23 protein-coding genes are annotated in these 26,259 nt (G+C 71.8%); 11 read left to right on the forward strand and 12 right to left on the reverse strand.

Annotated features, from left to right (window positions below; genetic code table 11):
- Nucleotides 1–152: 152 nt before the first annotated feature.
- A complete protein-coding gene (locus FF100_RS03620; protein ID WP_139034162.1) occupies nt 153–839 on the reverse strand; it encodes a histidine phosphatase family protein in 687 nt (228 codons plus the stop codon).
- 72 nt (nt 840–911) lie between these two features.
- Between FF100_RS03620 and FF100_RS03625 the strand changes: the two genes are divergently transcribed.
- Together FF100_RS03625 and FF100_RS03630 are read left to right on the forward strand one after the other, a co-directional pair.
- Nucleotides 912–1,313 (forward strand): PaaI family thioesterase, encoded by a 402-nt coding sequence (locus FF100_RS03625; RefSeq protein ID WP_139034163.1) that lies wholly within the window; start codon nt 912–914, stop codon nt 1,311–1,313.
- A gap of 128 nt (nt 1,314–1,441) precedes the next feature.
- Complete coding sequence (locus tag FF100_RS03630) at nt 1,442–2,890, forward strand: MFS transporter (RefSeq protein WP_139034164.1); 1,449 nt, start codon at nt 1,442–1,444, stop codon at nt 2,888–2,890.
- A 6-nt stretch (nt 2,891–2,896) separates the two neighbouring features.
- Here FF100_RS03630 and FF100_RS03635 read toward each other — a convergent pair whose 3' ends face one another.
- Nucleotides 2,897–3,835: a LysR substrate-binding domain-containing protein gene (locus FF100_RS03635; RefSeq protein WP_139034165.1), complete on the reverse strand. Its 939-nt coding sequence runs from the start codon at nt 3,833–3,835 to the stop codon at nt 2,897–2,899.
- Nucleotides 3,836–3,996: 161 nt separating this feature from the next.
- On the opposite strand from FF100_RS03635, the gene FF100_RS03640 reads away from it, so the two are divergent.
- The 6 genes from FF100_RS03640 (at nt 3,997) to FF100_RS03665 (ending at nt 9,483) form a co-directional block, all read left to right on the forward strand.
- Nucleotides 3,997–4,914 carry an amino acid ABC transporter substrate-binding protein gene (locus tag FF100_RS03640; protein ID WP_246101898.1) on the forward strand — a complete coding sequence of 306 codons (918 nt, stop codon included), beginning with the start codon at nt 3,997–3,999 and terminating at the stop codon, nt 4,912–4,914.
- A gap of 20 nt (nt 4,915–4,934) precedes the next feature.
- Nucleotides 4,935–6,017, forward strand: coding sequence for a threonine aldolase family protein (locus FF100_RS03645; protein WP_139034166.1), 1,083 nt, complete (start codon nt 4,935–4,937; stop codon nt 6,015–6,017).
- A gap of 565 nt (nt 6,018–6,582) precedes the next feature.
- Nucleotides 6,583–8,136: a DEAD/DEAH box helicase gene (locus FF100_RS03650; RefSeq protein WP_139034167.1), complete on the forward strand. Its 1,554-nt coding sequence runs from the start codon at nt 6,583–6,585 to the stop codon at nt 8,134–8,136.
- A 188-nt stretch (nt 8,137–8,324) separates the two neighbouring features.
- Nucleotides 8,325–8,510, forward strand: coding sequence for a YegP family protein (locus FF100_RS03655; protein ID WP_139034168.1), 186 nt, complete (start codon nt 8,325–8,327; stop codon nt 8,508–8,510).
- A gap of 292 nt (nt 8,511–8,802) precedes the next feature.
- Nucleotides 8,803–9,129, forward strand: coding sequence for a hypothetical protein (locus tag FF100_RS03660; RefSeq protein ID WP_342778981.1), 327 nt, complete (start codon nt 8,803–8,805; stop codon nt 9,127–9,129).
- Nucleotides 9,130–9,288: 159 nt separating this feature from the next.
- A complete protein-coding gene (locus tag FF100_RS03665; protein WP_139034169.1) occupies nt 9,289–9,483 on the forward strand; it encodes a hypothetical protein in 195 nt (64 codons plus the stop codon).
- On the opposite strand, the gene FF100_RS03670 is transcribed toward FF100_RS03665, so the two are convergent.
- From FF100_RS03670 to FF100_RS03715, 10 genes are all read right to left on the reverse strand, one after another.
- Nucleotides 9,480–9,971, reverse strand: coding sequence for an NUDIX hydrolase (locus FF100_RS03670; RefSeq protein WP_139034170.1), 492 nt, complete (start codon nt 9,969–9,971; stop codon nt 9,480–9,482). The two genes, FF100_RS03665 and FF100_RS03670, sit on opposite strands and share 4 nt — an antisense overlap.
- Nucleotides 9,972–9,979: 8 nt before the next feature.
- The gene (locus tag FF100_RS03675) at nt 9,980–11,146 is read right to left on the reverse strand and encodes an ABC transporter permease (protein WP_139034171.1); all 1,167 of its coding nucleotides are present in this window, start codon (nt 11,144–11,146) and stop codon (nt 9,980–9,982) included.
- Nucleotides 11,143–12,168 (reverse strand): ABC transporter permease, encoded by a 1,026-nt coding sequence (locus FF100_RS03680; RefSeq protein WP_139034172.1) that lies wholly within the window; start codon nt 12,166–12,168, stop codon nt 11,143–11,145. Before FF100_RS03680 ends, FF100_RS03675 begins: the two co-directional genes overlap by 4 nt.
- Complete coding sequence (locus FF100_RS03685; RefSeq protein ID WP_246101899.1) at nt 12,165–13,991, reverse strand: ABC transporter substrate-binding protein; 1,827 nt, start codon at nt 13,989–13,991, stop codon at nt 12,165–12,167. Before FF100_RS03685 ends, FF100_RS03680 begins: the two co-directional genes overlap by 4 nt.
- A gap of 242 nt (nt 13,992–14,233) precedes the next feature.
- Entirely contained in the window at nt 14,234–15,115 is an 882-nt protein-coding gene (locus FF100_RS03690; protein ID WP_139034173.1) for a hypothetical protein, read from the reverse strand.
- Between the two features lie 17 nt (nt 15,116–15,132).
- Entirely contained in the window at nt 15,133–17,010 is a 1,878-nt protein-coding gene (locus tag FF100_RS03695) for an ABC transporter ATP-binding protein (protein ID WP_139034174.1), read from the reverse strand.
- On the reverse strand, nt 17,007–19,007 hold the full coding sequence (locus tag FF100_RS03700; protein WP_139034175.1) for a glycosyltransferase: 2,001 nt from the start codon (nt 19,005–19,007) through the stop codon (nt 17,007–17,009). Before FF100_RS03700 ends, FF100_RS03695 begins: the two co-directional genes overlap by 4 nt.
- Nucleotides 19,004–20,101: a glycosyltransferase family 4 protein gene (locus tag FF100_RS03705; RefSeq protein ID WP_139034176.1), complete on the reverse strand. Its 1,098-nt coding sequence runs from the start codon at nt 20,099–20,101 to the stop codon at nt 19,004–19,006. The genes FF100_RS03700 and FF100_RS03705 overlap by 4 nt, the downstream gene beginning before the upstream one ends.
- A complete protein-coding gene (locus FF100_RS03710) occupies nt 20,098–21,342 on the reverse strand; it encodes a glycosyltransferase (protein WP_139034177.1) in 1,245 nt (414 codons plus the stop codon). Before FF100_RS03710 ends, FF100_RS03705 begins: the two co-directional genes overlap by 4 nt.
- 12 nt (nt 21,343–21,354) lie before the next feature.
- Nucleotides 21,355–22,557, reverse strand: a complete 1,203-nt coding sequence (locus tag FF100_RS03715; RefSeq protein ID WP_139034178.1) for a glycosyltransferase family protein — start codon at nt 22,555–22,557, stop codon at nt 21,355–21,357.
- Nucleotides 22,558–22,851: 294 nt separating this feature from the next.
- On the opposite strand from FF100_RS03715, the gene atzD reads away from it, so the two are divergent.
- From atzD to FF100_RS03730, 3 genes are all read left to right on the forward strand, one after another.
- Entirely contained in the window at nt 22,852–23,982 is a 1,131-nt protein-coding gene (atzD, locus tag FF100_RS03720; protein WP_139034179.1) for a cyanuric acid amidohydrolase, read from the forward strand.
- 183 nt (nt 23,983–24,165) lie between these two features.
- Nucleotides 24,166–25,410: an FAD-dependent oxidoreductase gene (locus FF100_RS03725; protein ID WP_139034180.1), complete on the forward strand. Its 1,245-nt coding sequence runs from the start codon at nt 24,166–24,168 to the stop codon at nt 25,408–25,410.
- Nucleotides 25,407–26,195 carry an AraC family transcriptional regulator gene (locus tag FF100_RS03730; protein ID WP_139034181.1) on the forward strand — a complete coding sequence of 263 codons (789 nt, stop codon included), beginning with the start codon at nt 25,407–25,409 and terminating at the stop codon, nt 26,193–26,195. Before FF100_RS03725 ends, FF100_RS03730 begins: the two co-directional genes overlap by 4 nt.
- The last annotated feature ends 64 nt before the right edge of the window (nt 26,196–26,259 follow it).

Raw genomic sequence — 26,259 nt, forward strand, 5'->3', positions numbered from 1 at the left:
CTCACCCGGTCCGTCCTTCATCGAAGACGTTCGTTCATGCGGTACGCCGTCGAGGGCGCCCGGATGCATGGTCCGGACAAGGGGGCCCGATTGTCAACTGCGCGAGAAGCGGGGCGGTACTGAGAAACCAGTATGGCCCGGCCCGCCCCGCGTCAGGCCGCGGGCCCGGCTCCCTCCGCCGCACCGAGCCAGGGCTGCGCGTTGACCATGCCGACGCGCCAGCCCGCCCCGTCCGGCCCGTCGTAATGATCGAGGCGGGTGAGGGAGCAATTCTCGATCGCGAAGGCGAGGCCGCCTTGCGGGGCTAAGTTCAGCGCGAGTGCGATCGCCGCCCGGATCGTCCCGCCATGGGCCACCGCCACGATGTCGCGGCCGCGATGCTCCGCGGTCAATTCGGCGATGGCGGCGCTCACCCGGTCGGACAGCTCCGAAAAGCTCTCGCCGCCCGGCGGCCGCTCGTCGGCGGGGGCGAACCAGTAGCTCGCGGCGTGCGGCTGGCGCTCGGCGAAGAAGCGGGCGCGGTCCTGGCCCTGCCACTCGCCGAGATTCTGCTCGGCGAGCGCCGGCAGGGCGGTCAGCCGTGGAACGACGCCGTCGGTGGTGAAGTCGCCGGCCTGCCACAGGGCCTCGGCGGTCTGGCGGGTCCGGCCGAGATGGCTCGCGACCCAGACCGCGCCGCGGGGCAGGACCGGGGCCAGGCCGGCGAAGACGTGGGCGTCGCCGCAATCGCAGGCGATGTCGCCGCCGCCATAGATGCGGCCGCCGTCGCCCCGCACGGGAGCGTGACGCACCCACCACCAGCGGGTCCGGACGAAGGGGGAGGGGGTCTGGGCGCTCATGAGGCCGACATAGCGCGAATTGCCAGGCCGGCGAACTCTCCCCATAGGTGCGACACGCGGAGGACGGAACCGATGGACAGGGCGGATGACGGCACGATCTACGGCGCGGATATCCCCTTTGCCCGGCTCTGCGGCATCGAGGCGCTGGAGGTCGTCGAGGGGCGCACGCGCCTGCGCCTCGCGCTCGGGCCGCAGCACGGCAACAATCTCGGCATCGCCCATGGCGGCATCCTCTGCACCCTCCTCGACATCGCCATGGGCACGGTGGCCCGGCTCACCGCCGGCCGGCCTGTGGTCACCCTCGACATGCAGACCCGCTTCCTCTCGCCGGGGCACGGCGTGCTGCTCGCCGAGGGTCGGGTGACCCGGGCCGGACAGTCGATCCTGTTCTGCGACGCCGAGATCCGCGACGAGGCCGGGCGGGTCGTGGCGACCGCGACGGGGGTGTTCAAGCCGGTCGGCGTCAAAGCTTGACCAGCACGCGTTGGCTCGTCGGAGCCGACCGCGACGGGCAAGGTTTCTGGTCTGTTGCGGGTACCCAACCCGACGGCCGGGGCCATGTTGATCGGACATGGTCAGGCCCGCGCGCCGGAAAGGCCCCGATGACGCCCCACGCGACCCGCACCGCCCCCGGCGGCGTGATCGAGACCGACGTCTCCGCCCGGCTCGACCGGCTGCCCTGGGGCCGGTTCCATACGCTGGTGGTGCTGGCGCTCGGCATCACCTGGGTGCTCGACGGGCTCGAGGTGACGCTGGCCGGCGCGCTCGCCGGCGCCCTCAAGGCGAGCCCGACGCTGCAATTCTCCAACGCCGAGATCGGCCTCGCCACGTCGAGCTACCTCGCCGGCGCGGTGCTGGGGGCGGTCGGCTTCGGCTGGCTCACCGACCGGCTAGGGCGCAAGAAGCTGTTCTTCATCACGCTTGCGGTCTACCTCGCCGCCACCGCCGCCACCGGCCTGTCCTGGAACCTGTGGAGCTTCTGCCTCTTCCGCTTCCTCACCGGGGCGGGCATCGGCGGCGAATACACGGCGATCAACTCGACGATCCAGGAACTCATTCCCGCTCGCGCCCGGGGCTGGACCGACCTCGTCATCAACGGCAGCTTCTGGCTCGGCGCGGTGCTCGGCGCCGGCACGTCGCTGATCGTGCTCGACCCCGCCCTGTTCGGGCCGGATACGGGGTGGCGCGTCGCCTTCGGGCTCGGTGCCTTCCTCGGGCTCATCATTCTCGCCTTGCGCACCTGGATCCCCGAGAGCCCGCGCTGGCTGATGACCCACGGGCGGCACGAGGAGGCCGAGGCGCTGGTCACCGGCATCGAGGCGCGCTTCCGCCGCGAGGGCCACGTCCTCGCCGAAGGGCCGTTCCCGAAGGCGCGCCTGCGCCAGCGCAGCCACACCCCGCTCGCCGAGGTCTTTTCCGCACTCAAGGCCTACCGGCAGCGGGCCTGGGTCGGCCTGGCGCTGATGTCGGCGCAGGCGTTCTTCTACAACGCGATCTTCTTCACCTATGCACTGATTCTGATCGACTTCTATCGGGTGCCGGCGGACGGGGTCGGCTGGTACATCCTGCCCTTTGCCGCCGGCAATTTCCTCGGCCCGGTGCTGCTCGGGCGGCTGTTCGACACGGTCGGCCGCAAGCCGATGATCGCGCTCACCTACGGGATGTCGGGAGTGCTGCTGGCGCTCAGCGGGTTTGCCTTTCAGCAGGAGCTCGTCACCGCGACGACCCTCACCGTATGCTGGATGGCGGTGTTCTTCTTCGCCTCCGCCGCGGCGAGCTCGGCCTATCTCACGGTGAGCGAGGTGTTTCCCCTCGAGATCCGGGCGCTCGCCATCGCGCTGTTCTACGCCGTCGGCACCTCGGTCGGGGCGGTGGGGCCGGCCCTGTTCGGCGTGCTGATCGAGGGCCATTCCCGCACGGCGATCCTCGGCGGCTACCTGCTCGCCGCCGTGCTGATGATCGCCGCGGGAGCCGTGGCGGGGATCTGGGGCGTGGCGGCGGAGCGGAAATCGCTGGAGGACGTGGCCAAGCCGCTCGCGGCGGAGCCGTGAGCCGGGTCAGGGCCGTCCGTCGGACCCGGCTTGCAGCACGGCCAGCGCGCTCAGCAGGGTCTCCCGCGCGCAGGCGCTGAAGGCCGCGACCAGGCGGTCCTGCGACCGCAGCGGCGGAAAGACCAGGGCGAAGACCACCGGCAGGGCGGGCGCGAAGCGGCGGATCTCGATCGGCGAGACCTTCGCCTCCTCGTAGGCCGCCAGGGGATTCATCAGGCTGACGCCGAGACCCGCCGCCACCAGGGCGCAGACCGCCGAGCCGAGCCCGGCCTCGGCCGCGACGGACCGGCGGATGCCGGCCGCATCGAACACCGCGTCGATCCGCACCTGCAGCGGATTGCCGGCCGGCGAGGCGATGAAGGGCTCGCCGTCGAGATCGGCCGGGCCGAGGACCGCCTTCTCCGCCAGCCGATGGCCGCGGGGCAGCACCGCCACGCAATCCAGGCTCAGCACCGGATCGACCTCGACGCTTGCCTGCGCGCCGTACAGCATGGTCAGGCCGGCATCGCAGAAGCCTTCGGCGATCCACTTGTACACGGTGCCCTCGTCGCCGGCATGGATCGACACCATGACGCCGGGATTGTCGCGCTTGAACCGGACGACGGAGCGGGCGAGCAGCCCGCCGGCCAGGCGCGGCATGGCGGCGACGCTGAGGCGGCCCGCCCCGAAGAGGCGGATGTCGGCCGCCGCGGCTTCGAGGCTGGCGAGCCCGATGCAGGCCCGCTCGACCTCGTGGTGGAAGCGCTCCGCCTCGACGGTCGGGGAGAGACGGCTGCCGCTGCGATCGAACAGCGTCAGCCCGGTGACCGCCTCGAGCTGTGCGATCAACCGGCTGACCTGCGGCTGCGACGTGTGCAGCCGGCGCGCCGCCTCGGTCATCGAGCCCGCCAGCATTACCGTGCGGAAGGCCTCGACGTGGCGGAAGCTCATGCGTCGCGGCGCCATATCAGATCCGTATCGGACAGTGTCGAATCGGAATTAGCAGCCGGCACAGCTTTCGGCCATGCTCCCTGACGCAGCGCAGCGGTGAGCCTGTTCGCCGAATACAGCCGAAGGGTACGGTTGCCCCTGGCGCATGATCAACTCGGACCGAGAGGGGATACGGGGTGACGATCAAGCCGATACTTGCATGGGTCTGCGCTCTCGTCGTCTCGGCGGGCGCGACCGTCGCCCGGGCCGACGACGGGGGCCGCCTGGACCGGATCCGGAAGACCGGGACGATCCAGATCGGGTTTCCCGATGCCTCGCCGCCCTTCGCCTTCCTCGACAACGACGGCAAGCCGATCGGCTATACCCTCGAGATCTGCGAGCACGTGGCGCAACGGATCAAGGCGAAGCTCGGCCTCGCCGCGATCCAGATCCGCCACGTCCCGGTCCAGTCGGCCACCCGGATCCCGCTGATCAGCAATGGCACGATCGATCTCGAATGCGGCACGGCGACCAACCTGCCCGAACGGCACAAGCTGGTCTCGTTCGCCCCCACCACCTTCGTGGCGCAGATCGTCCTCGTCGCCCGCAAGGGAGCGGACGTGGACGTGAACGACCTGGCGTCGTTCCGCGGCAAGGCGATCTCGGCCCAGGCCGGCGGCCAGACCCAGCGCTACGTCGTGCAGGCCAGCGCGCGGGACAATCTCGACATCCGGGTGATGGCCGCCAAGGACACGGCCGAGGCGTTCCTGCTGCTGTCGAGCGGCCGCGCCCAGGGCACCGCCAACGACGACGCCATGGCCTACACCACGGTCGCCAACGCCCCGGACAGCGACAGCTACAAGATCGGCACCAAGGGCCTCGAATTCGCGCCCTACGGCATCCTCGAGCCCAAGGACGATCCGGCCTTCAAGGCGGCCGTGGACGAGGCCGTCATCGGCCTGATGAAGGACGGGACCGTGGCCAGGCTCTACGCCAAGTATTTCGAGAGCCCGATCCCGCCGCGGCAGATCAACCTGAAGCTGCCGATGAGCGACGTGCTGAAGCGCGCCCTCGCCCGGCCGACCGATTCCGGCGACCCGGCCGACTACCAATGAGCACGGCGGAGATGGCGACGATGCAGAGCGGTCGGAGCGGCCCGCACTCGGACCGGCCGGACGTCGCGCCGGCGGAGAGCTGCATCGACCTGCGCAGCGACACCCTGACCCGGCCGACGCCGGCCATGTACACGCGGATCGCGACGGCGCCCCTCGGTGACGACGGCCTCGGCCACGACCCGACGGCGAAGGCCCTGGAGGAAGCGGGCGCGAGGCTCCTCGGCAAGGCGGCGGCCCTGTACCTGCCGAGCTGCACCATGGCGAACCTCGTCGCGACCCTCTGCCACGCCGGGCGCCAGGAGCAGGTGATCCTGGAGGCGCAATCGCACATGTACACCGCGGAGCGCGGCGCCGCGACCTTCACCGGCACCTTCCCGCTCGCCATCGCCGGCACCGACGGGGCGATGGATCTCCAGCGCCTCGCCGATGCCCTGCGGCCCGGCGGGTCGAGCCTCAGCACCGGGATGATCGGCCTCGAGACGACCCACAACAATGCCGGCGGCACGGTGCCGCCGCTCGACCACATGCGGGCGGTCCGGGCGATGGCCCTGGCCGACGGGATCCCGGTCCATCTCGACGGCGCCCGGCTGCTCAACGCCGCCGTTCACCTCGGCGTCCCGGCCTGCATGATCGCCGCGGAGGTCGATTCGGTGTCGCTCTGCCTGTCGAAGGGCCTGAGTGCCCCGATGGGTGCCCTGCTCGCCGGATCGGCCGCCCTCGTTGCAAGGGCGCGTTCCCTGCGCAAGATGCTCGGGGGTACGCAGCGGCAGGTCGGCATCGCCGCGGCGGCCGGCTTGGAAGCCCTGGCGACGATGGGCGATCGCCTCGGCGAGGACCACGCCCGGGCGCGCCGGCTCGGCGCCGGGCTGAACGGGCTCGGTCCGGGCTTGAGCGCCTCGGTCCCGCAGACCAACATCGTGCAGGTCGACCTGTCGCAGAGCGGGTGCGACAGCGCGACCTGGCTGGACAGGCTGGCGGCGCAGGGGGTCCTGGCCCGCCCCCTCGGGCCGTGGAAGCTCCGCCTCGTCACCCATCGCCACATCGACGACGGTGCCGTAGAGGCGGCGATCCGGGCTTTCGGGGCGTGTCTGCCTCCCCGGTGACTGACCCACCGTGCGGTCCCTCGCGGATGAAATCTGTCGCGAGGGCCGGTTTCGACGGGGTCGCAGGGCTGCAACGTCGGACAGGACGGACTTCCGTCGTTGAGACCCTCCGGATCATCCCGGGGGCCGCGCAGCGGAGCCCGGCATGACGCGAAGGGTGGAACGCTGCCGGCGGGCACGTCTCGACCGAGTTGCAAGACACCTCGGAGACGCAATCCGAGCGATACTGCCCTGGGCGGCGCGGTTCTGCCTGTCGCCGCCGGCACGCGGCAAGCGCCCGACGCGGAGGTGCCGCGCATCCGGCACCACGCCCCGCGATTGACTTCGCACCCGCACAAAGCCATATGAGCGATTGCAGCGTCAGCGGCCGATCGCGGTCCGCTCGAGAGGGCTGCGTGACGGATTTCGCCGCGGCACCTGCGCGGCAGGCCCGGCCCTCTCTTAATCGCTCGTCCCTTGGACTGCTCCATCACGCGGGCGGTCTCCCGACATCGGATCGCGATGAGGGCCGTGCGATGGCACGCGCCTTGCGGCGATCCCGCTGCCAAATTCCAAGAAGAACACAGTGACTCAATTCACCGATTTCGGCCTCGCGGCGCCGATCCTGAAGGCGCTCGCCCAGGCCGGCTATGTCACGCCGACCCCGATCCAGGCACAGGCGATCCCGCCGGCCATGCAGGGCAAGGACCTGTGCGGCATCGCCCAGACCGGCACCGGCAAGACCGCCTCCTTCGCGCTGCCGATCCTGCACCGCCTCGCCACCGAGAGCGCGGCGAAGCCGGCGCCGCGCCGCAGCTGCCGCGTGCTGGTGCTCGCCCCGACCCGTGAGCTTGCCAGCCAGATCGCCGACAGCTTCAAGGATTACGGCCAGTTCCTGAAGCTCACCACCACGGTGGTGTTCGGCGGCGTCACCATCGGCCGCCAGGAGCGGGCGCTCGCCAACGGCGTCGACGTGCTGGTCGCCACCCCGGGCCGGCTCCTCGACCTGATCGACCGCCGCTCGCTCACCCTCGACGGCGTCGAGTACCTCGTCCTCGACGAGGCCGACCAGATGCTCGACCTCGGCTTCATCCACGCGCTGAAGCGCATCGTGAAGCTGCTGCCGGCCGATCGCCAGAGCCTGTTCTTCTCGGCCACCATGCCGAAGAACATCGCCGGCCTCGCCGACCAGTACCTGAAGAACCCGGTCCAGGTCGCGGTGACCCCGGTCGCCACCACCGCCGAGCGGGTCGACCAGAAGGTCGTCTTCGTGCCGACCGGCTCGAAGCAGTCGCTGCTCGGCACGATCCTGCGCGACGAGACGATCGACCGGGTGCTGGTCTTCACCCGCACCAAGCACGGCGCCGACCGCGTGGTGCGCGGCCTGGAGCGCGACGGCATCGGCTCGGCGGCGATCCACGGCAACAAGTCGCAGCCGCAGCGCGAGCGGGCGCTCGCCGCCTTCCGCGCCGGCACCTGCCGGGTGCTGGTCGCGACCGACATCGCCGCCCGCGGCATCGACGTCGACGGCGTCTCGCACGTCGTCAATTTCGACCTGCCGAACGTGCCCGAGGCCTATGTCCACCGCATCGGCCGCACCGCGCGCGCCGGCAAGGACGGCCTGGCGATCTCGTTCTGCAACGACGAGGAGCGCGCCTACCTGCGCGACATCGAGCGCCTGACCCGCCAGAAGGTGCCGGTGATGGCGATCCCCGAGGGCTTCGTGCCCCCGAGCCGCGAGGAGGCGGCGCAGGCCGTCGCCGAGGCCGAGCGCGACCGGCGCCAGCCCGGTTCGGGCCCGCGCGGCCAGCGCCCCGCCGGCGGCCGTCCGGGCCAGCAGCCCGGCCAGCGCCAGGGCCGCCCCGGCGGCGGCCAGGGCCAGCCGCGCCACGGCGCCGGCCGGCCGCAGGAGCCCCGCGAGGCGCGGGCGCATGACGGTCGCGGTGGGCAGGACGCCCGCGGCGGGCAGCACGAGGGCCGGCAGGGTCGTCCGCAGGGCCAGGGTCGTCCGCAAGGGCAGGGTGGCCGGCCTCAGGGCGGCCAGCGCGCCGACGGCAACCGCCAGCAGCGCCCCGCCGGTGGCGGCGGCGGCAACCGCGACGGCCGCTCGATCGGCTGGCTCGACCGCGCCCCGCGCTGAAGCGGCCTGATCGGCATCGAATGACGGGAAGCCCGCGCTCCGCACCGGAGCGCGGGCTTTCTGCGTTTCGCGGCTCCGTCGTTCAACGCCGCGGGCGCTCCTCGCCGCTCGGCCCGCGTGATTCGGCGTTGCCGCGCTCGCCCGGTACGCCATCTCCTTGCACGGCGGATGCAGCACAGGAGACCGCGATGCGCTTCGAACTCTATCGCGACGGCAAGGGCGAGTGGCGCTGGCGCCTGCGGGCGGAGAACGGCGAGGTGGTGGCCGATTCGGGCGAGGGCTATGGGCGCCGCGAGGATTGCGAGCACGGCATCGCCCTCGTGAAGGGGGCCACCAACGCCCGGGTCGTCGACATGACGCTCAAGATGGCGTGACGGCGACGGCGGACCTCATGCCGCCATCGACCCGAGCGTCCGACCGTCGGCACCGGCCGCGCGAGCCTGGCCGACGCGTCGAGGATCAGGCTCGGCGTGGTCTTCGCGCCGGCGACCATGGGGGCTTTCGCGAGGCACGGCCGGAGCGCACCGGCCTGCGCATCGACGCTCAGGCGCCTCCAGGCCCCCTCGTTCGGCAAGACAATGTTCACCTCATGACGCAAAGCGCGCAACGCTTTGCCGCCCCCGTGCGTTTCAGCCGTCCATGCCTCCCCCGGGGAGGCTCGCACGAGTGAGGACCAACCACGTGCTGAAGACCGTGATGCTGGCCGCCGGCCTGATCCTGGGCGGTGCCGCCGCCCTGCCGCAGGCCGCTACCGCTGCTCCGCTGACTGAGACGGCCGCCGCGCCCGTCGCCGCCGCGGTCCCGACCGCCTGGGCGCAATACGGCTACGGCTATGGCTACCGCCGCCATTTCGGCCCGCGCCACGGCTTCTATGGCCACCGCCGCCATTTCGGCCCCGGCTACGGGTTCCGCGGCCCGCGCCATTTCGGCCATCGCCACTGGGGCCCGCGCGGCTATGGGTACGGCCCGCGCGGCTACTACCGCGGATACTGAGACGCTGCCGCCGGCCGCCCCATCCGGGGCGGCCGTGCCACATTCTCGCCTCATCCATGACCTTGGCTGTGCAAGCCTGGCCGTTCCGGCGGTTGGGCTTGGCGTCACGAGCGGGTCCGCCCAGGCGGCGGGACCGCCCCACAACCAAGGGGAACCGGAATGCCGCACACTCTCGCGGAGCGCCGTCGGCGCGTCGAAGCTCAGCTTCAGGATTACGAGCGGATGCTCGCCGAGATCCGCTCCTCGGCGGGCCTGGGTGCCAACAGCCGCGCGCTTCAGCTGCAGCATGCCCGCCTGATCTCCCAGGCCCGCACCGAACTCGCGTCGCTCGACGCCGAAGCGGCCAGCCTCTAGCGGCCGCCCCCCGGTCCCGCGGCTTCCGCGGGACCCTCGAGGGCCATCTTCGCCGCGTCGAAGAGCACCAGCACGTCCTCTGGATAGATCTGCGCGTCCGCCGCCGCGAGTTCGGCCCGCGACCACCAGCGATGCTCGGCCAGAACCTCCGCCTCGTGGTCCGTCCAGCCGTCACGGGAGAGGGGAATCGCCCCGGCCCGGACGGCGAAGAACCGCTCCTGCGCCCTGACCCGCTCGCCGTCCACCAACTGCATCGTGAAGTGGCGCTCGCCGATCTCCGGGGCGGCGGCCGGGCAGGTCAGGCCGGTCTCTTCGCGCAGCTCCCGGATCGCGGCCTCGGCAAAGCTTTCGCCCGGCTCGACGGCACCACCCGGGGTCGCCCAGTAATCCTCCCCGGCCAGCGCCCCGGTGCGGAAGATGAAGCGGAACAGCAGCAGCCGGTCCTCGCCGTCGAGGACGATGAGCCGGGATGCCGGACGCTCGCGCATCGTTGCGCCTAGTGGTAGGGGTCGGCCGCGTCGCGCAGGCCGTCGCCGAGGAAGTTGAAGGCCAGCACCACGATCACCACCGGCAGGATCGGCGCCAGCAACCAGGGATGGAGCTGCACCGCCGCGAGGTTCTGCGCCTCGTTGAGCAGCACGCCCCAGCTCGTCACCGGCGGGCGCAGGCCCAGCCCCAAGAACGACAAGGCCGTCTCGCCGAGGATCATCGAGGGGATCGACAGGGTCGCCGACGCGATCAGGTGGCTCATGAAGTTCGGGATCAGGTGCCGGGCGATGATCCGGCTCTTCGAGGCGCCCATCAGCTCGGCGGCACGGACGTAATCCTCCTCGCGCAGCGCCAGCAGCTTCGAGCGCACGGCGCGGGCGAGGCCCGGCCAGTCGAGGAGGCCGAGGATCAGCGTGATGCCGAAGAAGACCAGGATCGGGCTCCAGTTCGGCGGCAGCGCCGCCGAGAGGGCGAGCCAGAGCGGCAATTCGGGCAGCGAGCGCAGGATCTCGATCACCCTCTGGATCACGTTGTCGACCCAGCCGCCGAGATAGCCGGCGAGCCCGCCGAAGAACAGCCCGAGGGCGAAGGACACCGCGATCCCGACGAGGCCGACGGTGAGCGAGATCCGCGTGCCCGAGATGATGCGCGAGAGGAGATCCCGCCCGAGCCGATCGGTGCCGAGGAGGAACATCGTCCCGCTCTCCGGCGGGCAGACGAGGTGCCAGTCGGTGTCGATCAGGCCCCAGAACGCGTAGCTCTCCCCCCGGCAGAAGAAGCGCAGGCGCTGCACCTTGGTGCGGTCCACCGTGTAGTCGCGGTGGAAGGTCTCGATGTTGAAGGTGAAGTGATAAGGGTGGGTATAGGGTCCGACGAAGCGGCCCTCGTGGAACAGGTGAATGCTCTGGGGCGGCGCGTAGAGGTAGTCGCCGTGGCGCTTGGCCGGGTTGTAGGGCGCGATCAGCTCGACGAACGGGATCAGGGCGTAGAAGGCGATCAGGATCAGCCCCGCCGCCACCGCGACCCGGTGCTTGCGGAACTTCCACCAGGTCAGGCGCCAGGAGGACGCGCGGTCGACCGCGCCGCTCTCTGCCCCGACCGGCTCGGTACGGCCGGGATCGAAGGCTGCGGCGTCGACGAAGTGGTGCGGCCGGTCGCGCAGGTCGAGGTTCATCGGCCGCTCCCCCCAAGGCGGATGCGCGGATCGAGCCAGGCCAGCAGCAGGTCGGAGACCAGCATGCCGATCACCGTCAGCATCGCGACGAACATCAGGATGAAGCCGGCGAGGAACTGGTCCTGGCTCTTGAGGGCGGCGAGCAGGATCGGCCCGACGGTCGGCAGGCTGAGCACCAGCGAGACCAGCACCGAGCCCGAGATGAGATGGGGCAGGAGGTTGCCGATATCGGCGATGAACGGGTTCAGCGACATCCGAAAGGGGTATTTGAGCAGCGCCCGGGTCGGCGGCAGACCCTTGGCACGGGCGGTCACGACATATTGCTTGCCCAGCTCGTCGAGGAGGTTGGCGCGCATCCGCCGGATCATCGCGGCGGTGCCGCCCAACCCGATCACCAGGGTCGGCACGACGAGGTGGGCGAGCAGCGAGCGCAGCTTGTCCCAGCTCCAGGGCTGGCCGGCATAGGCACTGTCGAACAGCCCGCCGATCGAGACCCCGAACCAGCGGTTGGCGTAGAACAGCATCACCAGCGCCAGCAGGAAGGACGGCGTGGCGAGGCCGATATAGCCGATGAAGGTCGCGACGTAATCGCCGATCGAGTATTGCCGGGTCGCCGAGTAGATGGCGATCGGGATCGACACCAGGTGGACGAAGATCACCACCGCGAGGTTCACGACGAGGGTCAGCCAGAGCGCGTCGCCCACCACCTCCCGCACCGGGCGGTCATACTCGAACGACCAGCCCCAATTGCCCTGGAGAAGGCCGTTGAACGCTCCCTCGGGGTTGGGCCACAAGCCGATCCAGCGCAGGTACTGCTCCCAGACCGGACGGTCGAGGCCGTATTGCTGCATCAGGAACTGCGCCTTGGCGACCGAGGCCGCCTCGCCCTGCGAGCGCAGCTCGGCGATCTGGTTGGTCAGGAAGTCGCCCGGCGGCAGCTTGATGATGACGAAGACGAGGGCGGAGATGATCAGGAGCGTGACCGCCATGGTGATGAGGCGGCGGGCGAGGTAGCGGATCACCGCGACGCCTCCTTCGGGTTCGGCCCCCAGAAGAACTGGTCCATGCGGTAGATCCCGATCAAGGCCGTCGGCTTCCAGCTGTAGGTCTGCTTGTCCGGAACGTTGAGGAGCCGGGTCTTGGCGACGACCGGCTGCAGCGCGCCCGAGACGGTGCCGATCACCCACTGGTTCTCGGCCCGGTTCTGCAGCATCTCGCCCCAGATCGTCGCCTGCTCGGTCGCGTCGGCGGTCGCCATCCAGCGGTTGTTGAGGTCGATCAGCACCCTCGCCGCGGGGATGTCGCAGGGCTCGCCCTCCTTGCCCCGGGTCTCGACGTACTGGCCCCATTTCGGCCAGGTATAGGTGTCCTGGTGGACAGGCGCCAACTCGTCGGGCGACATCTCGGCGGTCGGCATCGCGAGGTCGAGGCCCTGCGCCGCCACCATCACGGCGGCGCCCGAATAGGCGCGGTTGCGCAGGACCGTCCGGTCCTGCGGCTTGACGAACAGCTTGACGCCGACCTCGCGCCAGAATTCCGAGATGAGGGTCAGCCCGTCGGTGAGCATGCTGCTCTCGCCGTCGGTCTCGACCACGATCTCCAGCTCGCGCCCGTCGGGCAGGAGGCGGATGCCAGCACCGTTGCGCTGCGTCAGCCCGATCTCGTCGAGGAGGCGCGAGGCCTCTCCCGGGTCGTAGCCGGCGTAGAGGGTGCGGTATTCCGGCTTGTAGAGCGGGCTCTTCTCGACGACCGTGTCGTTGCCCTCGGTGCCGAGCCCGAACAGCAGGGCGTTGTTGAGGGTGCGCCGGTCGATGGCCAGCGACAGGGCGCGGCGGTAGCGCAGGTCGCGGTTGAGGGCGCGCCAGACCGGATCGGTCACCGTCAGGTTCGGGTAGAGCGCCACTTCCGAGCCGCGGGCGGTGGGCCAGAGATGGGTGCGGTAGCCCTTGGCGCGCTCGCCCTCGCGCAGGATCGGGATGTCCTCCATGTTGAGGCCGCGAAACAGCAGGTCGGCCTCGCCCGCATTGGCCTTGGCGGCGAGCAGCCCACCGGCCGCGACATCCATGAGGATCTTGTCGATGTAGGGCAGTTGCTGCCCGTTGCCGTCGACCCGATGGTAATAGGGGTTGCGCACGAAGACGAAGCGGGCCGCCGGTGCCGTATTGGTGACGCGCCAGGGCTGAAGCGTCGGCAGGTCCGGGTTGGTCTGCTCGAACATCGCGTCGAGCCGGTTGTGGAGTGCCGCCCAGCCCTTGACCTTCGCCTGCTTCACCAGCGGCTCGATCTCGGCCTTCGGCGTGTAGCGCGGGTTGAACTTCTTGAGGTAATGCGCCGGGCGGTAGATGAACGGATCGCGCGGCGAGGCGAGTTCCGGCAGGAAGCGCGGATTCGGCTTGTCCCAGGTGAAGCGGACGTGGAGCGGGTCGATCACCTCGAAGCGGGGCGGCTGCCCGTCGACCATCATGAATTCCGGCGGGCCGGACGGGCTCAGCTCCTTGTTGAGGGCGACGTCCTCCCACCAGTAGCGGATGTCCTCCGCGGTGAAGGGCTGGCCGTCCGACCAGCGATGGCCCTCGCGCAAGGAGAAGGTGTAGACCCGGTCGCCGTCATTCTCGAACCTGTCGAGGATGTCGGCCTTGATCGCCAAGCTCTCGTCGTAGCCGACGAGGCGGGTATAGCTGTAGGTCGAGATGTACCGGATGTCGCGGGCCTTCGCGACCAGGGTGACGATGTCGCCGCCGGGCTTGCCGACCTGGCGGCCTTGCGCGGTGGAATCGACGACCAGGGGTTGCTTGGGCAGGCGGTCGGAGAGGTCGCCGGCGCGGGCGGGAAGGGCACTCGACACCAGGAGGGACAGGGCGATGATGCGCCGCCAGCCCTCCCCCCTCCGCGGGGGAGGGTGTCCCGCACAGCAGAGCGGGAGAGGGGCACCGCGACGCCGATTCAGTTCCCGATCGTCCTGAAGCGCGTGACCTCCATCGGAGCGTCGTTCCCCGCTCCCGGCCCTCTCCGGAGGCCATCGTCCCCCGCAGAGGGGGGAGGGTTCGGAGGCGGCGGCTCCCATGAAGACGTGTCGGAACCGAAGCGTCATGTTCCGTCCCTCCCGTGCAGGCGCACCCAGGTGAGGCGGGTGGGCGAGTAGCCGGTCGCGGCGTGCAGGTCGTCGAAGGCGTGGCTGGCGGCGATCGCCGCGCGGGCGGCCTCCGCCTCCGGGTCGTCGGGCCGGTAGACGAATTCCCGGCCGTTGCGGCGCCAGCGCACCGGCTCGCCGGAGCGCGGTGCGATCAGCATCGCGATGGTCGGGAAAGCGGGACCGCCATGGGCGTGGAGGCGGTGGGCCGCGGCGTCGTCGTCAAACACGAGCCGCGTCAGTCCGCGTTCGCGCGCCTCCAGCACCCGCCGGGCCTGGCTGATATGATCGTCGAAGAAGCCGACCGCCCGGTCCGCCTCGAGCTGCGGCAGCCGCGCTGCCGACCAGTCGCCAGCATGGTAATGCGCGCGGGGATCGCGGTAGCGCAGGCCGGACAGGTCGGGGTCGAAGCAGAAGATCTCGGCCTGCGGGCAGGCTTGGCGCATCACCCAGGTGGTCAGCCCGCGAAACACCCCCGATTCAACGATGACCTCCGGGTTGAGCGCCCGCATCAGCACGTAGAGCTGCAGCGCACCGTTGAAGCCGTTGCCGCCGCGCTTCTGCGCCACCGGTGCCGAGGCGATCAGGTCCCAGAAGGTCGCGACCGCTCGTGCCGCGCCGCCCGGCAGGTGCAGGCCGGCCTGCGCGAGATCGTGGTCAAGGCGCGCGGCGGCGGCGGCGATCAACGCCTCGGTCTCGGGTCGAGAGAGCGGCCGGTGGTTCCAGTCCGACACCGCCGGGACGAGGTCGTAGCCGAGGCGGTCGAACAGGCGGCCGAGGAAACGGCGGCGCAGCCGCTCGAGGAGGGGGTGGGGACGGAGGGCGGCGCCGTGGGACATCGTCAACTCGTCAAGGTTCAGGCCGCCTGGCCGATCGCCGGGTGCGAGACCCGGACGCAATGGCCGGGCTCGATCTCGGTCATGGCGCCGGCCGCCCCGCCGGCGAGGCGGAACGGTTCGGGCCAGCTCGCCGGGTCGGAGAAGCGGTCGCTCATCAGGAGCTTAAGGTCGAGGGGGTGGTCGAGGTCGGGCTCGGGCACGGCGGCGAGCAGCGCCCGCGTGTAGGGATGGGCGGGGTTGCGGAACAACGCGTCCTTCGGCGCTTCCTCGACGATGTAGCCCCGGCACATCACCGCGATCGTGTCGGCGATGTAGTCGACCACCGCGAGGTTGTGCGACACGAACAGGTAGGAGACGCCGAGGCTCGCCTGGAGATCCTTGAGCAGGTTGAGCACCTGGGCCTGGACCGACACGTCGAGGGCCGAGACCGGCTCGTCGCAGAGCAGCACCCGGGGCTTCAGGGCGAGCGCCCGGGCGATGCCGAGGCGCTGGCGCTGGCCGCCCGAGAAGGCATGGGGATAGCGGCGCAAGGACGACGCATCGAGCCCGACCATGTCGAGCAGCTCCTTTGCCCGCTCGTAGCGCTCGTCGGCGGTGCCGACGCCGTGGATGCGCAGGGGCTCGGTCAGCAATTCGTAGACCGTCATCCGCGGGTTGAGCGACGAGAACGGGTCCTGGAACACGAACTGCACCGCGCGGCGGAAATCCTTCAGCTCGCGGTCCTTGAGGGCGAAGACGTCCCGGGGCCCGCGCCCCGACCCGTCGTCGAAGGTCACGGTGCCGGAATCGGGCCGCAGGGCCCGCATCACCACCTTCGAGAGCGTCGTCTTCCCGCAGCCCGATTCGCCGACGAGGCCGAGGGTGCGGCCCGGATGCAGGCTGAGCGAGACACCGTTGACGGCATTGATGGTGCGGGTCTTCCCCTTGAACCAGCCCGAGCGCAGGGTGAAGGACTTGCGCACCCCCTCGATGGCGAGCAGCGGCCCGGCCGGGTCGGGCCGGTGCGGCTCGCCGGCCTTGCGGGCGAGCACGGCGCTGCGCACCTCGCGGATCGGGGTCAGGCGCTCGCCGGGCTCCATGTGGAAGCGCGGCACCGCCCGCATCAGCGCCTTGAGGTAGGGGTGGCCGGGCCGGCGGAAGATGTCCTCGCGGGAGCCCGCTTCCATCACCCGGCCGCGATACATCACCACGACGTCGTCGGCCATGTTGGCGACGACGCCGAGATCGTGGGTGATGAGCAGCATCGCCATGCCGGTCTCGGCCTGGAGGTCGCGCATCAGCTCCAGGATCTGGGCCTGGGTCGTGACATCGAGCGCCGTGGTCGGCTCGTCGGCGATGAGGAGCGCGGGCCGGGTGATCAGCGCCATCGCGATCATCGCGCGCTGGCGCAGGCCCCCCGACAGCTCGAACGGATAGGTGACGAGGGCCCGCTTCGGATCGGGGAAGCCGACGCGGTCGAACACCTCGACCGCCCGGGCCTTGCCGGCGTCGGCCGAGACGTCGGCATGCAGGCGCAACGCCTCGGTGACCTGGTCGCCGACGGTGTGGAGCGGCGACAGCGAGGTCATCGGCTCCTGGAAGATCATCGCGATCCGCCCGCCGCGCAAACTCTGCATCCGCGACGACTCGGGTCTCAAGCCCGCGATGTCGGTGCCCCCGGCGGGACCGCCGGGATCGGCGAGGCGAATGGAGCCGCCGGTGATCCGGGCGACCTTGGGCAGGATCTGCAGCACGGCTTGCGCCGTGACCGACTTGCCCGACCCCGACTCGCCGACGAGCGCCACGGTGCGGCCCGCCGGCACGTCGAGGGACAGGCCGTCGACCGCCCGGAACGAGCCGGCATCGGTCGTGAAATCGACCGTCAGGTCGCGGATCGACAGGAGCGGTGCCGTCATCCTGATGCCGTGCTGTCCTCTCGGGGCGGGGGCGTCCCCGGATCACCGCGGAAGATAGGGCTCGGTTGTGACACGGGCGACGCCGTGGGCGCAAACAAAGCGGCGGCGCGCGATAGGTTCGCCCCGCGGCCTTTCGCAGCGCACGCCGCGAGATGGTCGAGGAGGCGGGCGCAGAAGGCCCAGGTCGCCTCGTCCTGCACGAGGTGATGGGTGAGCAGCCCGACCGTGCCGTCCTGCGCGACCGCCCGGGCCGCCCGGTCGATGATCCAGGCCGGATCGGCGAGCTTGGCCCCGGCGCGCCAGGCGATCGGATCGACCGCGGCATGGACCTGGATCAGGCCGGGCACCGGTGCGACCGGCGCGGCGGCCGAGAGGCCGCGATAGCCGAGAGCCGGCAGGCTCCCGGGCAGGCTGGGGTCGAGGCGGTTCCAGGGCGGCACCAGCACCGGCAGCAGGCGGGGCCCGAGGCGGGCGCGGGCGAGCGCCAGGGCCTCCGTGGCGTCGGCGCGCAGCGCGTCGAGGGGGCGATGCGGGCCGAACTCGGCCTTCTTCGCCGCCGGTGGGGCATGGTTGGCGTGGGCAAGGCCGTGAACGAGCAGGTCCACCCCCGCCTCGTCGGCGAGGCGCGCCGCCAGCGACGGTTCGGCCCGGGCCGGCACGGCGGCGAGGGCCACCGGCCAGCCGCTCCGGCGCGCCAGGGCGAGCAGGCGGTCGAGGGCGGGGGTGTGGGCGACCGCGTCGTCGTCGCGCCACCAGAACGCGACTGTGCGGCCGGCATCGGCGGCGCGAGCGAGGGCGTCGGTGAGGGGGGCGAGGTCGAGGGCGGGGTGGAGGGCGGGCCTTCCCCCCTCTTCCGGGTGGGAGAGGAGGGAAGGCGCGCGCAGCATCGCCTCCACGATCGCCACGCTCCGCCGCGCCCCGTCGCGGCCGATGGCGTGGGGCGCCCCGGGTGCGGGGGCAGCGAGGACCGCCGCAGCCAGGCTCTCGGGCGTCAGCGCGTCTTCCGGCAGCACCCTGGCGAGGCCGTGGGCCGCCAGGGTGTCGGCGCGCAGGCGCTGCTCGGTCTCGTGGCCGGCCTCGAACGGAACCAGCACCGACGCGCAGCCGCTCGAGAGCAGGTCCAGAACCGTGTTGTAGCCGGCCTGGCTCACCGACAGGGCGGCGCCCGCGAGGAGCGCGCGGAAATCCGGCCGGGCCCGCTCGACGACGGCGTTCGCGGGCGCCGCCTCGACCAGGCGCGCGAAGGCGGGGTCCGGCACGGCGCCACCGACGAGGATGCGCCAGGACAGGCCGGGGGTCAGCGCTGCCGCCGCGACCGCCGCTTCCTGGAGCGGCAACCCGGCGGCGCTGGAGCCGCCCGAGACCACGATGCCGACGCGGGATTCGGCCGGTGCGGGCGCCGCCTCGGCCTCGTCGACGTAGCCGGTGTAGCGCAGGCGCGGGGCCAGGGAGGCGTCGGCCGGCCAGGAGGCGTCGAGGGGCAGGAAGGCCGGATCGCCGTGGACCAGCACGGCGTCGTAGGCGGCAAGCCGGGCGTGGGTGGCGGCGATCCGCTCCGGGCGGCTCGGGGTCGCCAGGATGTCGCGGATCGAGGCGAGCAGCAGGGGGCGGGGCGAGGCCGCCCGGACCGCCTCGGCGAGGGCCTCGAATTCCGGGCTCAGCACCCGGCGACCGAAGGGCCAGAGCTCGGTGATCACCACGTCCGGCCGGCCGTCGGCGAAGGCGCCGAGCAGGGCTTCGCGGCGGGCCGCCAGGCGCTCGGCCGTGACCGGCGTGCCCTCGGGGTCGAGGAGCGCCGTGAAGGCGGTGCCGGTGATGCGCACCGGCGGCAGTTGCACCAGCCGGATGCCGTCGAGGCGAGGCCGGGCGATCGGCATCCCGCCGGAGACCAGGGTGACGGCGTGGCCCGCCCGCGCGAAGGCACGCGCCAGGGATGCCGCCCGGGTGAGGTGGCCCGCCCCGAGGAGGTGGGTGACACTGATGAGGATCCGGCTCATCCGCGACGCTCGCGCAGAATGGCCCCGAGCCTCGCGCGCAGGATCGCGGCGGCACCGTCGAGGCCGCGCTCGGTGCGGGCGAAGGCGAGCGCCGCCTCGCGCATCGCCGCGAGACGGTCGGGCGCCGCGGCGAGATCGCGGATCGCGGCCGCCATCGCGGCGGCGTCGCCGGGCGGCGTCACCCGGCCGGTCGCGCAATCCCGAACCACGTCCGGCACGCCGCCATAGCCGCCGGCGACCACCGGGCAGCCATGGGCCTGCGCCTCCAGCACCGCCATGCCGTAAGCCTCGTTGACGGCGGGCCAGACCAGGAGGTCGGCGGCGGCGTAGAGCGCCGAGAGTCCGGCGGCGGCCACGGCGCCGTGGCGGCGGATGCGGGTCCCGAAGGGCGCCAGCCGGGCCGCCACGTCGGCCGCGGCCGGACCGTCGCCGGCGACGTCGAGGGTCCAGGGCCGGTCGCCGAGTTGCGCCAGCACCTCCGCGAGGAGGCGGTAGGAGGCGAGCTTGTCGCCCTCGCGCATCATCGCGACGGCGAGGAGACGTAGAGCGCCGGGCGCACGCTCGGCCTCGGTCAGCGGCCAATCCGCGGAATCGAGGAACGGCGGCAGGTCGGCCAGCACCTGACCTGCCGGCCGCGCCGCCTCCAGGGCCGGCCTGTCGCGGCGGTTCATCACCAGGATCAGGGTGGCGGCATCGAGCGCCGCCTCGGCGCCGGCATGGCCCAGGGCGTGGGGACCCTGCGCCCGCTTGCCCGCCCGCGAGCCTTCCACCACTACGTAGGGGATGCCGAGGGCCCGCGACACCGCCGGGCCGATCCAGTCCGGCGCCTTGTAGTAGACGTGATAGGTGAACCACAGGACCGGTGGATCGGCGCGATACCGCGCGATCAGCCGCTCGGCCTGTTCAAGCGATTCCGCCCGTAATCCCGGATGGCGCGCCCCGTCCGGATCGCGGGTGCGCAAGGTGCTGGCGACCTCCGGGGCGAAGCCCGCCGCCGCCAGCGCCCGCAGGAGCAGCCGCGCCATCGTGCGCTCGCCGGAGGGGACCGGGTGTTCCGGGTCCTTCAGCGGCGCGTAGAAGGCGACGCGGCTCATCGCCGGGCCGCCTCCGTCAACAGGCGCGCGACCGTGTCGAACCCGGCCTCGGCCCCGAACTCCGCCCGCAGGCGGGCGAGCGCCGCCGCGCCGAGGCGGGCCCGCTCGGCCGGATCGCGGGCGAGCAGGTTGAGGGCGTTCGAGAGCGCCCCCCAATCTCCCGGCGGCACCAGCCGGCCCTCGATCCCGTCGCGCAGGAATTCCGGGATGCCGGCGAAGTCGGTGGCCACCACCGCGAGCCCCTGCGAAGCCGCCTCCATGATGACGTTGGGCAGCCCGTCGCGGTCGCCCGACGGGGCGCGCTTCGAGGGCAGCACGAACAGGTCGGCCTCGCGCAGCAGCGCCACCACCTCGGGCTGCGGCTTCGCGCCGAGGAAGATCACCCGCGGCGCCAGGCCGAGCGACGCGGCCTTGGCTTGCAGGGCGCTCAGGTCCTCGCCGCCGCCGACATGGGCCAGGCGCCAGTGCAGGTCCGGCGGCAGGGCGGCGAGCGCGTCGAGGAGGTCGTCGAAGCCCTTCTTCGCCACCGCCCGGCCGACGGTCACGATGCGCAGGGGATCGGCCGGGTCAGAACCGTCCCGGGGCGGACGGGATTCGGGCGGAGCGGGAAACCGCGACAGGTCGAGGCCGTGATAGACGAGCGACACCCGCCCCGGATCGCGCGAGACCTCGCGCAGCCGCGCCGCGCCCGCCGCCGTGCAGGTCACCGCGAAGGCGAGGCGCGCATCGTCGAGCTTCTCCGCCAGCTCCCAGTCCGGCGTCGTCCAGATGTCCTTGGCATGGGCCGAGGCGCTCCAGCTCCGCCCGGTCAGCAGCGCGGCGTACCGCGCCACCGAGGCCGGGGTGTGCAGGTAGTGGACGTGGATGTGGTCCGTGTCGGTGGGCAGCTCGCGGGCGAGCACCAGGGCCTGGCCGAGGCGCCGGCCGCGATTGGCGGTGAAATCGCGGGCGAGGTCCCGGCGGACGAGCGTCAGCAGGGACCACAGGCCGGGCCGGCGCAGGGCCGCGAGGGCGCCGCGCAGCACCCGCCACGGCGCCTGGTGGAGATATTCCGGCAGGTAGGCGACGGGGGCGCGGATCTGTCGGTGCATCGGATGCACGGCGCCGTCATGCGGCCGGCGCAGCGACCAGATCGCCAGGGCGAGGCCGCGGGCCTCGAGACCGAGCAGTTCCTGCGCGATGAAGGTCTCGGACAGGCGCGGATAGCCCTTGACGAGGACGGCGATGCGGAGCGGAGGCATGGGAATGTCGGGTTACTCGGCGGCCACGCAGGCGGCGGCGTCGGGGACGGCGAGCCGCCGGATCGCCGGCAGGCCGTCGAGGAGGCCGGGGATCGGCCGGGCCGAGGGCGGCGGCCGGTGGGGCAGGGCGGCGAGCGCCGCGGCCATGCGGGCGGTCTCGGTCCCGGCGGCCCCAGGCTCGATCACCCCGACGAGGCCGAGCCGGGCGGCGGCGCGGGCGCGGATCAGCTGCTCGCGCCGCGGCCGCACCCGCGGCAGGATCAGGGCCGGGCGGTCGAAGGACAGGATCTCGCAGAAGGTGTTGTAGCCCCCCATCGCCACCACGCCGGCGGCCCGGCGCATCAGCCGCTCGAGCCGGGCGTCGAATCCGAGGGAGGCGAGGCGCGGATGCGCGGCGATGCGGGCGCTCAGCGCCGCCTGCTCGGCCGCCGGAAAGAACGGCCCGAACACCACCAGCGCCCGGTGCTCGATCGGCTGCGCCTCGTAGGCGTTCACCACCGCCTCGACGAGCTCGACCCCGTCGCCGCCGCCGCCCGGGGTGACGAGGAGGAACGGCTCCTCCGCCGCATCGTCCTCCTCCGCCGCCTCGGGCGCCTCGCGCCGCAGGTAGCCGGTATAGGTCAGGCGATCGGCGACACCCGCCGGCAGCGTCAGCCCGTCGAGAGGGGCGTAGATCGCCTGGAGGCCGTAGACCCAGAGCGCATCGTAGAGCGGCAGCACCGCCAGCGCGCCCTTGCGCTCCCATTCCGGCGCCAGCAGGTCCGGGTCGTCGAGGACGTCGCGCAGGCCGAGCACCAGCCGGCAGCCGTGGGCCTTGAGCCGGTGGAGGGTCGGCAGCACCTCGCCGTGGAAGCCCGCCGGCTCCTTGTCGACCAGGAACAGGTCGGGGTCGAAGCGGTCGGCGACGTGGCGGATCAGGGCGGCCCGGGTCGCCACCACCTCGTCGAGATGGTGGCCGGCGCCGAGGCTCTGGTACTCGCCGCTGGCGAGCTTGGTCACGCCGGGCAGGCGCCGGCAGGTCACCCCGGGGGCGAAGCGGAAGGCGTGGCTCACCGGCGAGCCGGACAGGATCACCACCCGCCGCTCCGGCGCCTCCGCCACCAGGGCATGGGCGATCGCTCGCGCCCGGCGCAGATGGCCGAGCCCGAACGTGTCGTGCGAGTAGATCAGCACCCGCTGCGGAGATCCGCCGGGCCCGGGGGTGGGGAACGTCATCCGGACGAGACTTCATCCCGCGCGGACGCGGCTGTCCGGGGAGACAGGCAGGCCCGTGCGGACACGGCGGGCCGGAAGCGGCTCAACGGTATCGGCATCGGGTGCGGACCTCCCGGGCGCGGGAGGCCAGACTAGCGCATCCGCCCCCGCCCCGGCTACCCGGCCGGCCGCACTTATGGCCAGGCTTGTGAGGGCGAGCCCGCATCGGCCCGACCGGCAGCCGGGTCGGGCCGTCGTTGGCGGCGCATTTGCTTGGCGGGGCCCGCGTCTTGTGACCGTCAGTGAGTCCCGATCATGCCCGAATGCCTCGCCTTCCGCGTGCCGACCCGGCACCCCGCCGACGTCTCGGGGCTCGATGCCCTGATCGCGTCCGGCGCCGTAGCCCCGGAGGAGATCGTCGCGGTGTTCGGCAAGACCGAGGGCAATGGCTGCGTCAACGATTTCACCCGGCCGCTGGCCGTGATGGCGCTGGAGGCATCCTTGAGCGCGCGGCTCGGGCTCTCGCCGGCGGAGGTCGGCGCGCGGGTCGCCCTGGTGATGTCCGGCGGCACCGAGGGCGGGCTCTCGCCCCATCTGCTGATCCTCGCCCGGCGCGAGACGCCGGGGGCGGAGGGCCGGGCGGAGGGCAAGGCGGAGGAGAGCAAGGCGCTCGCCGTCGGCACCGCCTTCACGGACGACTTCCTGCCCGAGGAGATCGGCCGGATGGCACAGGTGCGGGCGACCGCATCGGCCGTCGAGCGCGCCATGGCGGCGGCGGGGATCGCCGACATCGCCGACGTGCACTTCGTCCAGGTGAAATGCCCGCTTCTCACCAGCGCCCGCATCCAGGAGGCGGCCGGCCGGGGGCACGAGGTGGCGACCCACGACACCTATGCCTCGATGGGCCTGTCCCGCGGCGCCTCGGCGCTCGGAATCGGGCTGGCGCTGGCCGAGATCGCGGAATCGGCGCTCGACGACGCGGTGATCGGGACCCGCACCGACCTCTATTCCGGCCGCGCCAGCGCCTCGGCGGGGATCGAGCTGATGCGCAACGAGGTGATCGTGCTCGGCAACGCGCCGGGCTGGCGCGGCCCGTTGCGCATCGCCCACCGGGTCATGCGCGACGGCATCGACCTCTCCGCGATCCAGGGGGCGCTCTCCGATCTCGGCTTCCCCGTCGCGGGCCAGCTCGCACCGGATCAGGCCGAGCGCGTCGTCGCCCTGCTCGCCAAGGCCGAGCCCTCGGGCGACGGCCTGATCCGCGGCCGGCGTCACATCATGAACGACGACAGCGACATCAACGCCACGCGCCACGCCCGGGCGCTGGTCGGCGGCGTGGCGGCGGCGGCGATCGGGCGGACGGATTTGTTCGTCTCGGGCGGGGCGGAGCACCAGGGGCCTGATGGCGGTGGGCCGGTGGCGGTGATCGGGCGGATCCAGGCCTGATCGCCTGAGCGGGGGCCGCCGGGGAGACGTACCGGCCACCGCTGCCGACGTGGCCCGAGAAGCGGTTTGGCCGACGGCCCCTATTGTCTGGCCGGAGATCGATACCACGCCGCGGCGTGCCGCGGGCAAACAGGGCGGCACGAGGCCCGGCTGATCGGGCCGCCGGAACAAGGCCGGACGCGCATGCCCCACGACATCCACGTGTCGATCATCGGAGCCGGATTGAGCGGCTTGTGTCTCGGGCAGGGGTTACGACGGGCGGGCGTCCGATTCACGCTTTTCGAGCGTGACCCGACGCCCGGGAGCCGCGGACAAGGCTATCGCATCCGCCTCGATGCCGATGGGCAGGCGGCTCTGCGGCACGTTCTCCCGGATGATCTGAACGCCTTGTTTCTGCAAAGCTGCGCGGTCGCGAGCAGCACGGGCCGCCTCCTGAATGTCGCGCTGCAAGACGTGCCCGGTCGGCCCGTCGAGACGTGGCGGCCTTCCGCGACGCGGCTTCCCGACGAAGGGAGGTCGACGGACCGCGCCGCCAACCGGCAGACCTTGAGGCAGATCCTGACGACCGGCATCGAGCCACATATCCGGTTCGGCAAGTCGCTCGCGTCATTCGACCAGGATGCGCAAGGCATCGTTTGCCGCTTCGTCGACGGCTCGAACTCGCGCACGGACATTCTGGTAGCCGCCGACGGCGCATCCTCGGTGATCCGCCGGACCGTCCTACCCGAGGCCGAGCCGCGGGACACGGGGGAGGTCAGCATCTACGGCAAGACCGTCCTGACAGCGGATGTCGTGGCCGCGATCGGGGATCGCCTGACGGACGGGATCTCCGTCGTCTTCGCCGACACGTTCGCGGTGATCGTCGATGACATCCGCTTCCGCGCGCCACTGCCGCAGCTCGGCGCGGCACTGGTCCCCGGCTGCCGGCTCACGCCGGTCGAGGACTATTTCTACTGGTCCGTCCTCGGCTCACGGGCGGCCTTGGGGCTGCCTGCGGGCCGCCTGCACCTCGCGGATCCCACCGACATCCGCGCCCATCTCGATACGCTGTCGGCCACCTGGCATCCGGCCCTGAAGGCGCTTTTTCGCCTCTCCAGCCCCGAGGTTCTCGCCCTGCGGCCGGTTCTGAGCGCCCCGCCCCTCACGATCGACCATCGATCTCCCGTCGCATTCATGGGGGATGCGATCCACGTCATGAGCCCTGCCGGAGGCCTCGGCGCGAACACCGCCTTGCGGGACGCGGTGGCTTTCGCCGACACGATCGCGGCCGTCGCCGCCGGTCGAAGCGCGCTGGCGGAGGCTCTCGAGGCCTACCATGCCGACGTGGCCTTACGGGCCAATCGGGCCATCGCCCTGTCCGAGGACGGAAGCCGCCGTCTTTCCGGCTGTTCCCTGATCGACCGTCCCGTACCCGCGGGGCACGGATGACGGCGATCGCGGCGACGGACTGGAGCGAGACCACCGGTGGACCGGGCATCGTCGTTCTGGCCGGACGTGACGACCCCGATCGCGAGTTTCGATTGGGGACCCGCGACTACCCTTGGCATCGTCACGCCCGTGGCCAGCTCATCTGCATCGAGAGCGGGATGCTCCATGTCCGCACGGAATCGGGAGCGTGGCTGCTACCGCCGCATCGCGCCGGCTGGATGCCGCCCGGAATCCTCCATCAGGTCGGCGTGCATGGCGTGGCGACGGGATGGACCGTGCTGATCGCCCCACCCCTGACGACGACGTTACCGGAAGCTCCAAAGGTGGTCGGCGTCAGCGAACTGATGCGCGCTCTGGTGCACCGCGCCGTGGACTGGTCCGAGACCAGGACGCCCGAGCAGGACCGACAGGCCGGCGTGCTGCTGGACGAGGTGCGGCACGCGCGCCCTGAACACCTCCACCTCCCAATGCCGCAGGATCCACGGCTGAAGCGGATCGCACTGGCTATCCTTAATCGACCCGAGACCCGCAAAACCCTCGACATGTGGGCAACTTGGGGCGGGATCTCGCCGCGCAGCCTGCGACGGCTGATCGTCGAGGAAACGGGGTTGAGCTTCGCGCAATGGGCACAGCAGGCACGGTTGATTCGAAGCCTCGAACTCCTCGCACAGGGGAACCCGGTCTCGGTTGTCTCAGACCGACTGGGCTATGAGACACCGAGCAGCTTCATCGCCATGTTCAAGCGATCCTTCGGCGTCTCGCCGGGCCGGTTCTTCGCGGATTGAGCACTGCCCGGATGTCGCACGCAACGACATCGTCGCGTCTCGCGGCCGGGATGCAAGACGGGTC

The organism is Methylobacterium terricola, from assembly GCF_006151805.1.
Taxonomy (GTDB): Bacteria; Pseudomonadota; Alphaproteobacteria; order Rhizobiales; family Beijerinckiaceae; genus Methylobacterium; species Methylobacterium terricola.

Coding starts and splice junctions, on each gene's coding strand:
- FF100_RS03625 (WP_139034163.1), top strand. CDS start 912: ATGGACAGGGCGGATGACGGCACGATCTACGGCGCGGATATCCCCTTT.
- atzD (WP_139034179.1), top strand. CDS start 22,852: ATGCCCGAATGCCTCGCCTTCCGCGTGCCGACCCGGCACCCCGCCGAC.
- FF100_RS03725 (WP_139034180.1), top strand. CDS start 24,166: ATGCCCCACGACATCCACGTGTCGATCATCGGAGCCGGATTGAGCGGC.
- FF100_RS03705 (WP_139034176.1), bottom strand. CDS start 20,101: ATGAGCCGCGTCGCCTTCTACGCGCCGCTGAAGGACCCGGAACACCCG.
- FF100_RS03695 (WP_139034174.1), bottom strand. CDS start 17,010: ATGACGGCACCGCTCCTGTCGATCCGCGACCTGACGGTCGATTTCACG.
- FF100_RS03675 (WP_139034171.1), bottom strand. CDS start 11,146: ATGAACCTCGACCTGCGCGACCGGCCGCACCACTTCGTCGACGCCGCA.
- FF100_RS03715 (WP_139034178.1), bottom strand. CDS start 22,557: ATGACGTTCCCCACCCCCGGGCCCGGCGGATCTCCGCAGCGGGTGCTG.
- FF100_RS03690 (WP_139034173.1), bottom strand. CDS start 15,115: ATGTCCCACGGCGCCGCCCTCCGTCCCCACCCCCTCCTCGAGCGGCTG.
- FF100_RS03655 (WP_139034168.1), top strand. CDS start 8,325: ATGCGCTTCGAACTCTATCGCGACGGCAAGGGCGAGTGGCGCTGGCGC.
- FF100_RS03635 (WP_139034165.1), bottom strand. CDS start 3,835: ATGGCGCCGCGACGCATGAGCTTCCGCCACGTCGAGGCCTTCCGCACG.
- FF100_RS03630 (WP_139034164.1), top strand. CDS start 1,442: ATGACGCCCCACGCGACCCGCACCGCCCCCGGCGGCGTGATCGAGACC.
- FF100_RS03670 (WP_139034170.1), bottom strand. CDS start 9,971: ATGCGCGAGCGTCCGGCATCCCGGCTCATCGTCCTCGACGGCGAGGAC.
- FF100_RS03665 (WP_139034169.1), top strand. CDS start 9,289: ATGCCGCACACTCTCGCGGAGCGCCGTCGGCGCGTCGAAGCTCAGCTT.
- FF100_RS03730 (WP_139034181.1), top strand. CDS start 25,407: ATGACGGCGATCGCGGCGACGGACTGGAGCGAGACCACCGGTGGACCG.
- FF100_RS03710 (WP_139034177.1), bottom strand. CDS start 21,342: ATGCCTCCGCTCCGCATCGCCGTCCTCGTCAAGGGCTATCCGCGCCTG.
- FF100_RS03645 (WP_139034166.1), top strand. CDS start 4,935: ATGCAGAGCGGTCGGAGCGGCCCGCACTCGGACCGGCCGGACGTCGCG.
- FF100_RS03620 (WP_139034162.1), bottom strand. CDS start 839: ATGAGCGCCCAGACCCCCTCCCCCTTCGTCCGGACCCGCTGGTGGTGG.
- FF100_RS03700 (WP_139034175.1), bottom strand. CDS start 19,007: ATGAGCCGGATCCTCATCAGTGTCACCCACCTCCTCGGGGCGGGCCAC.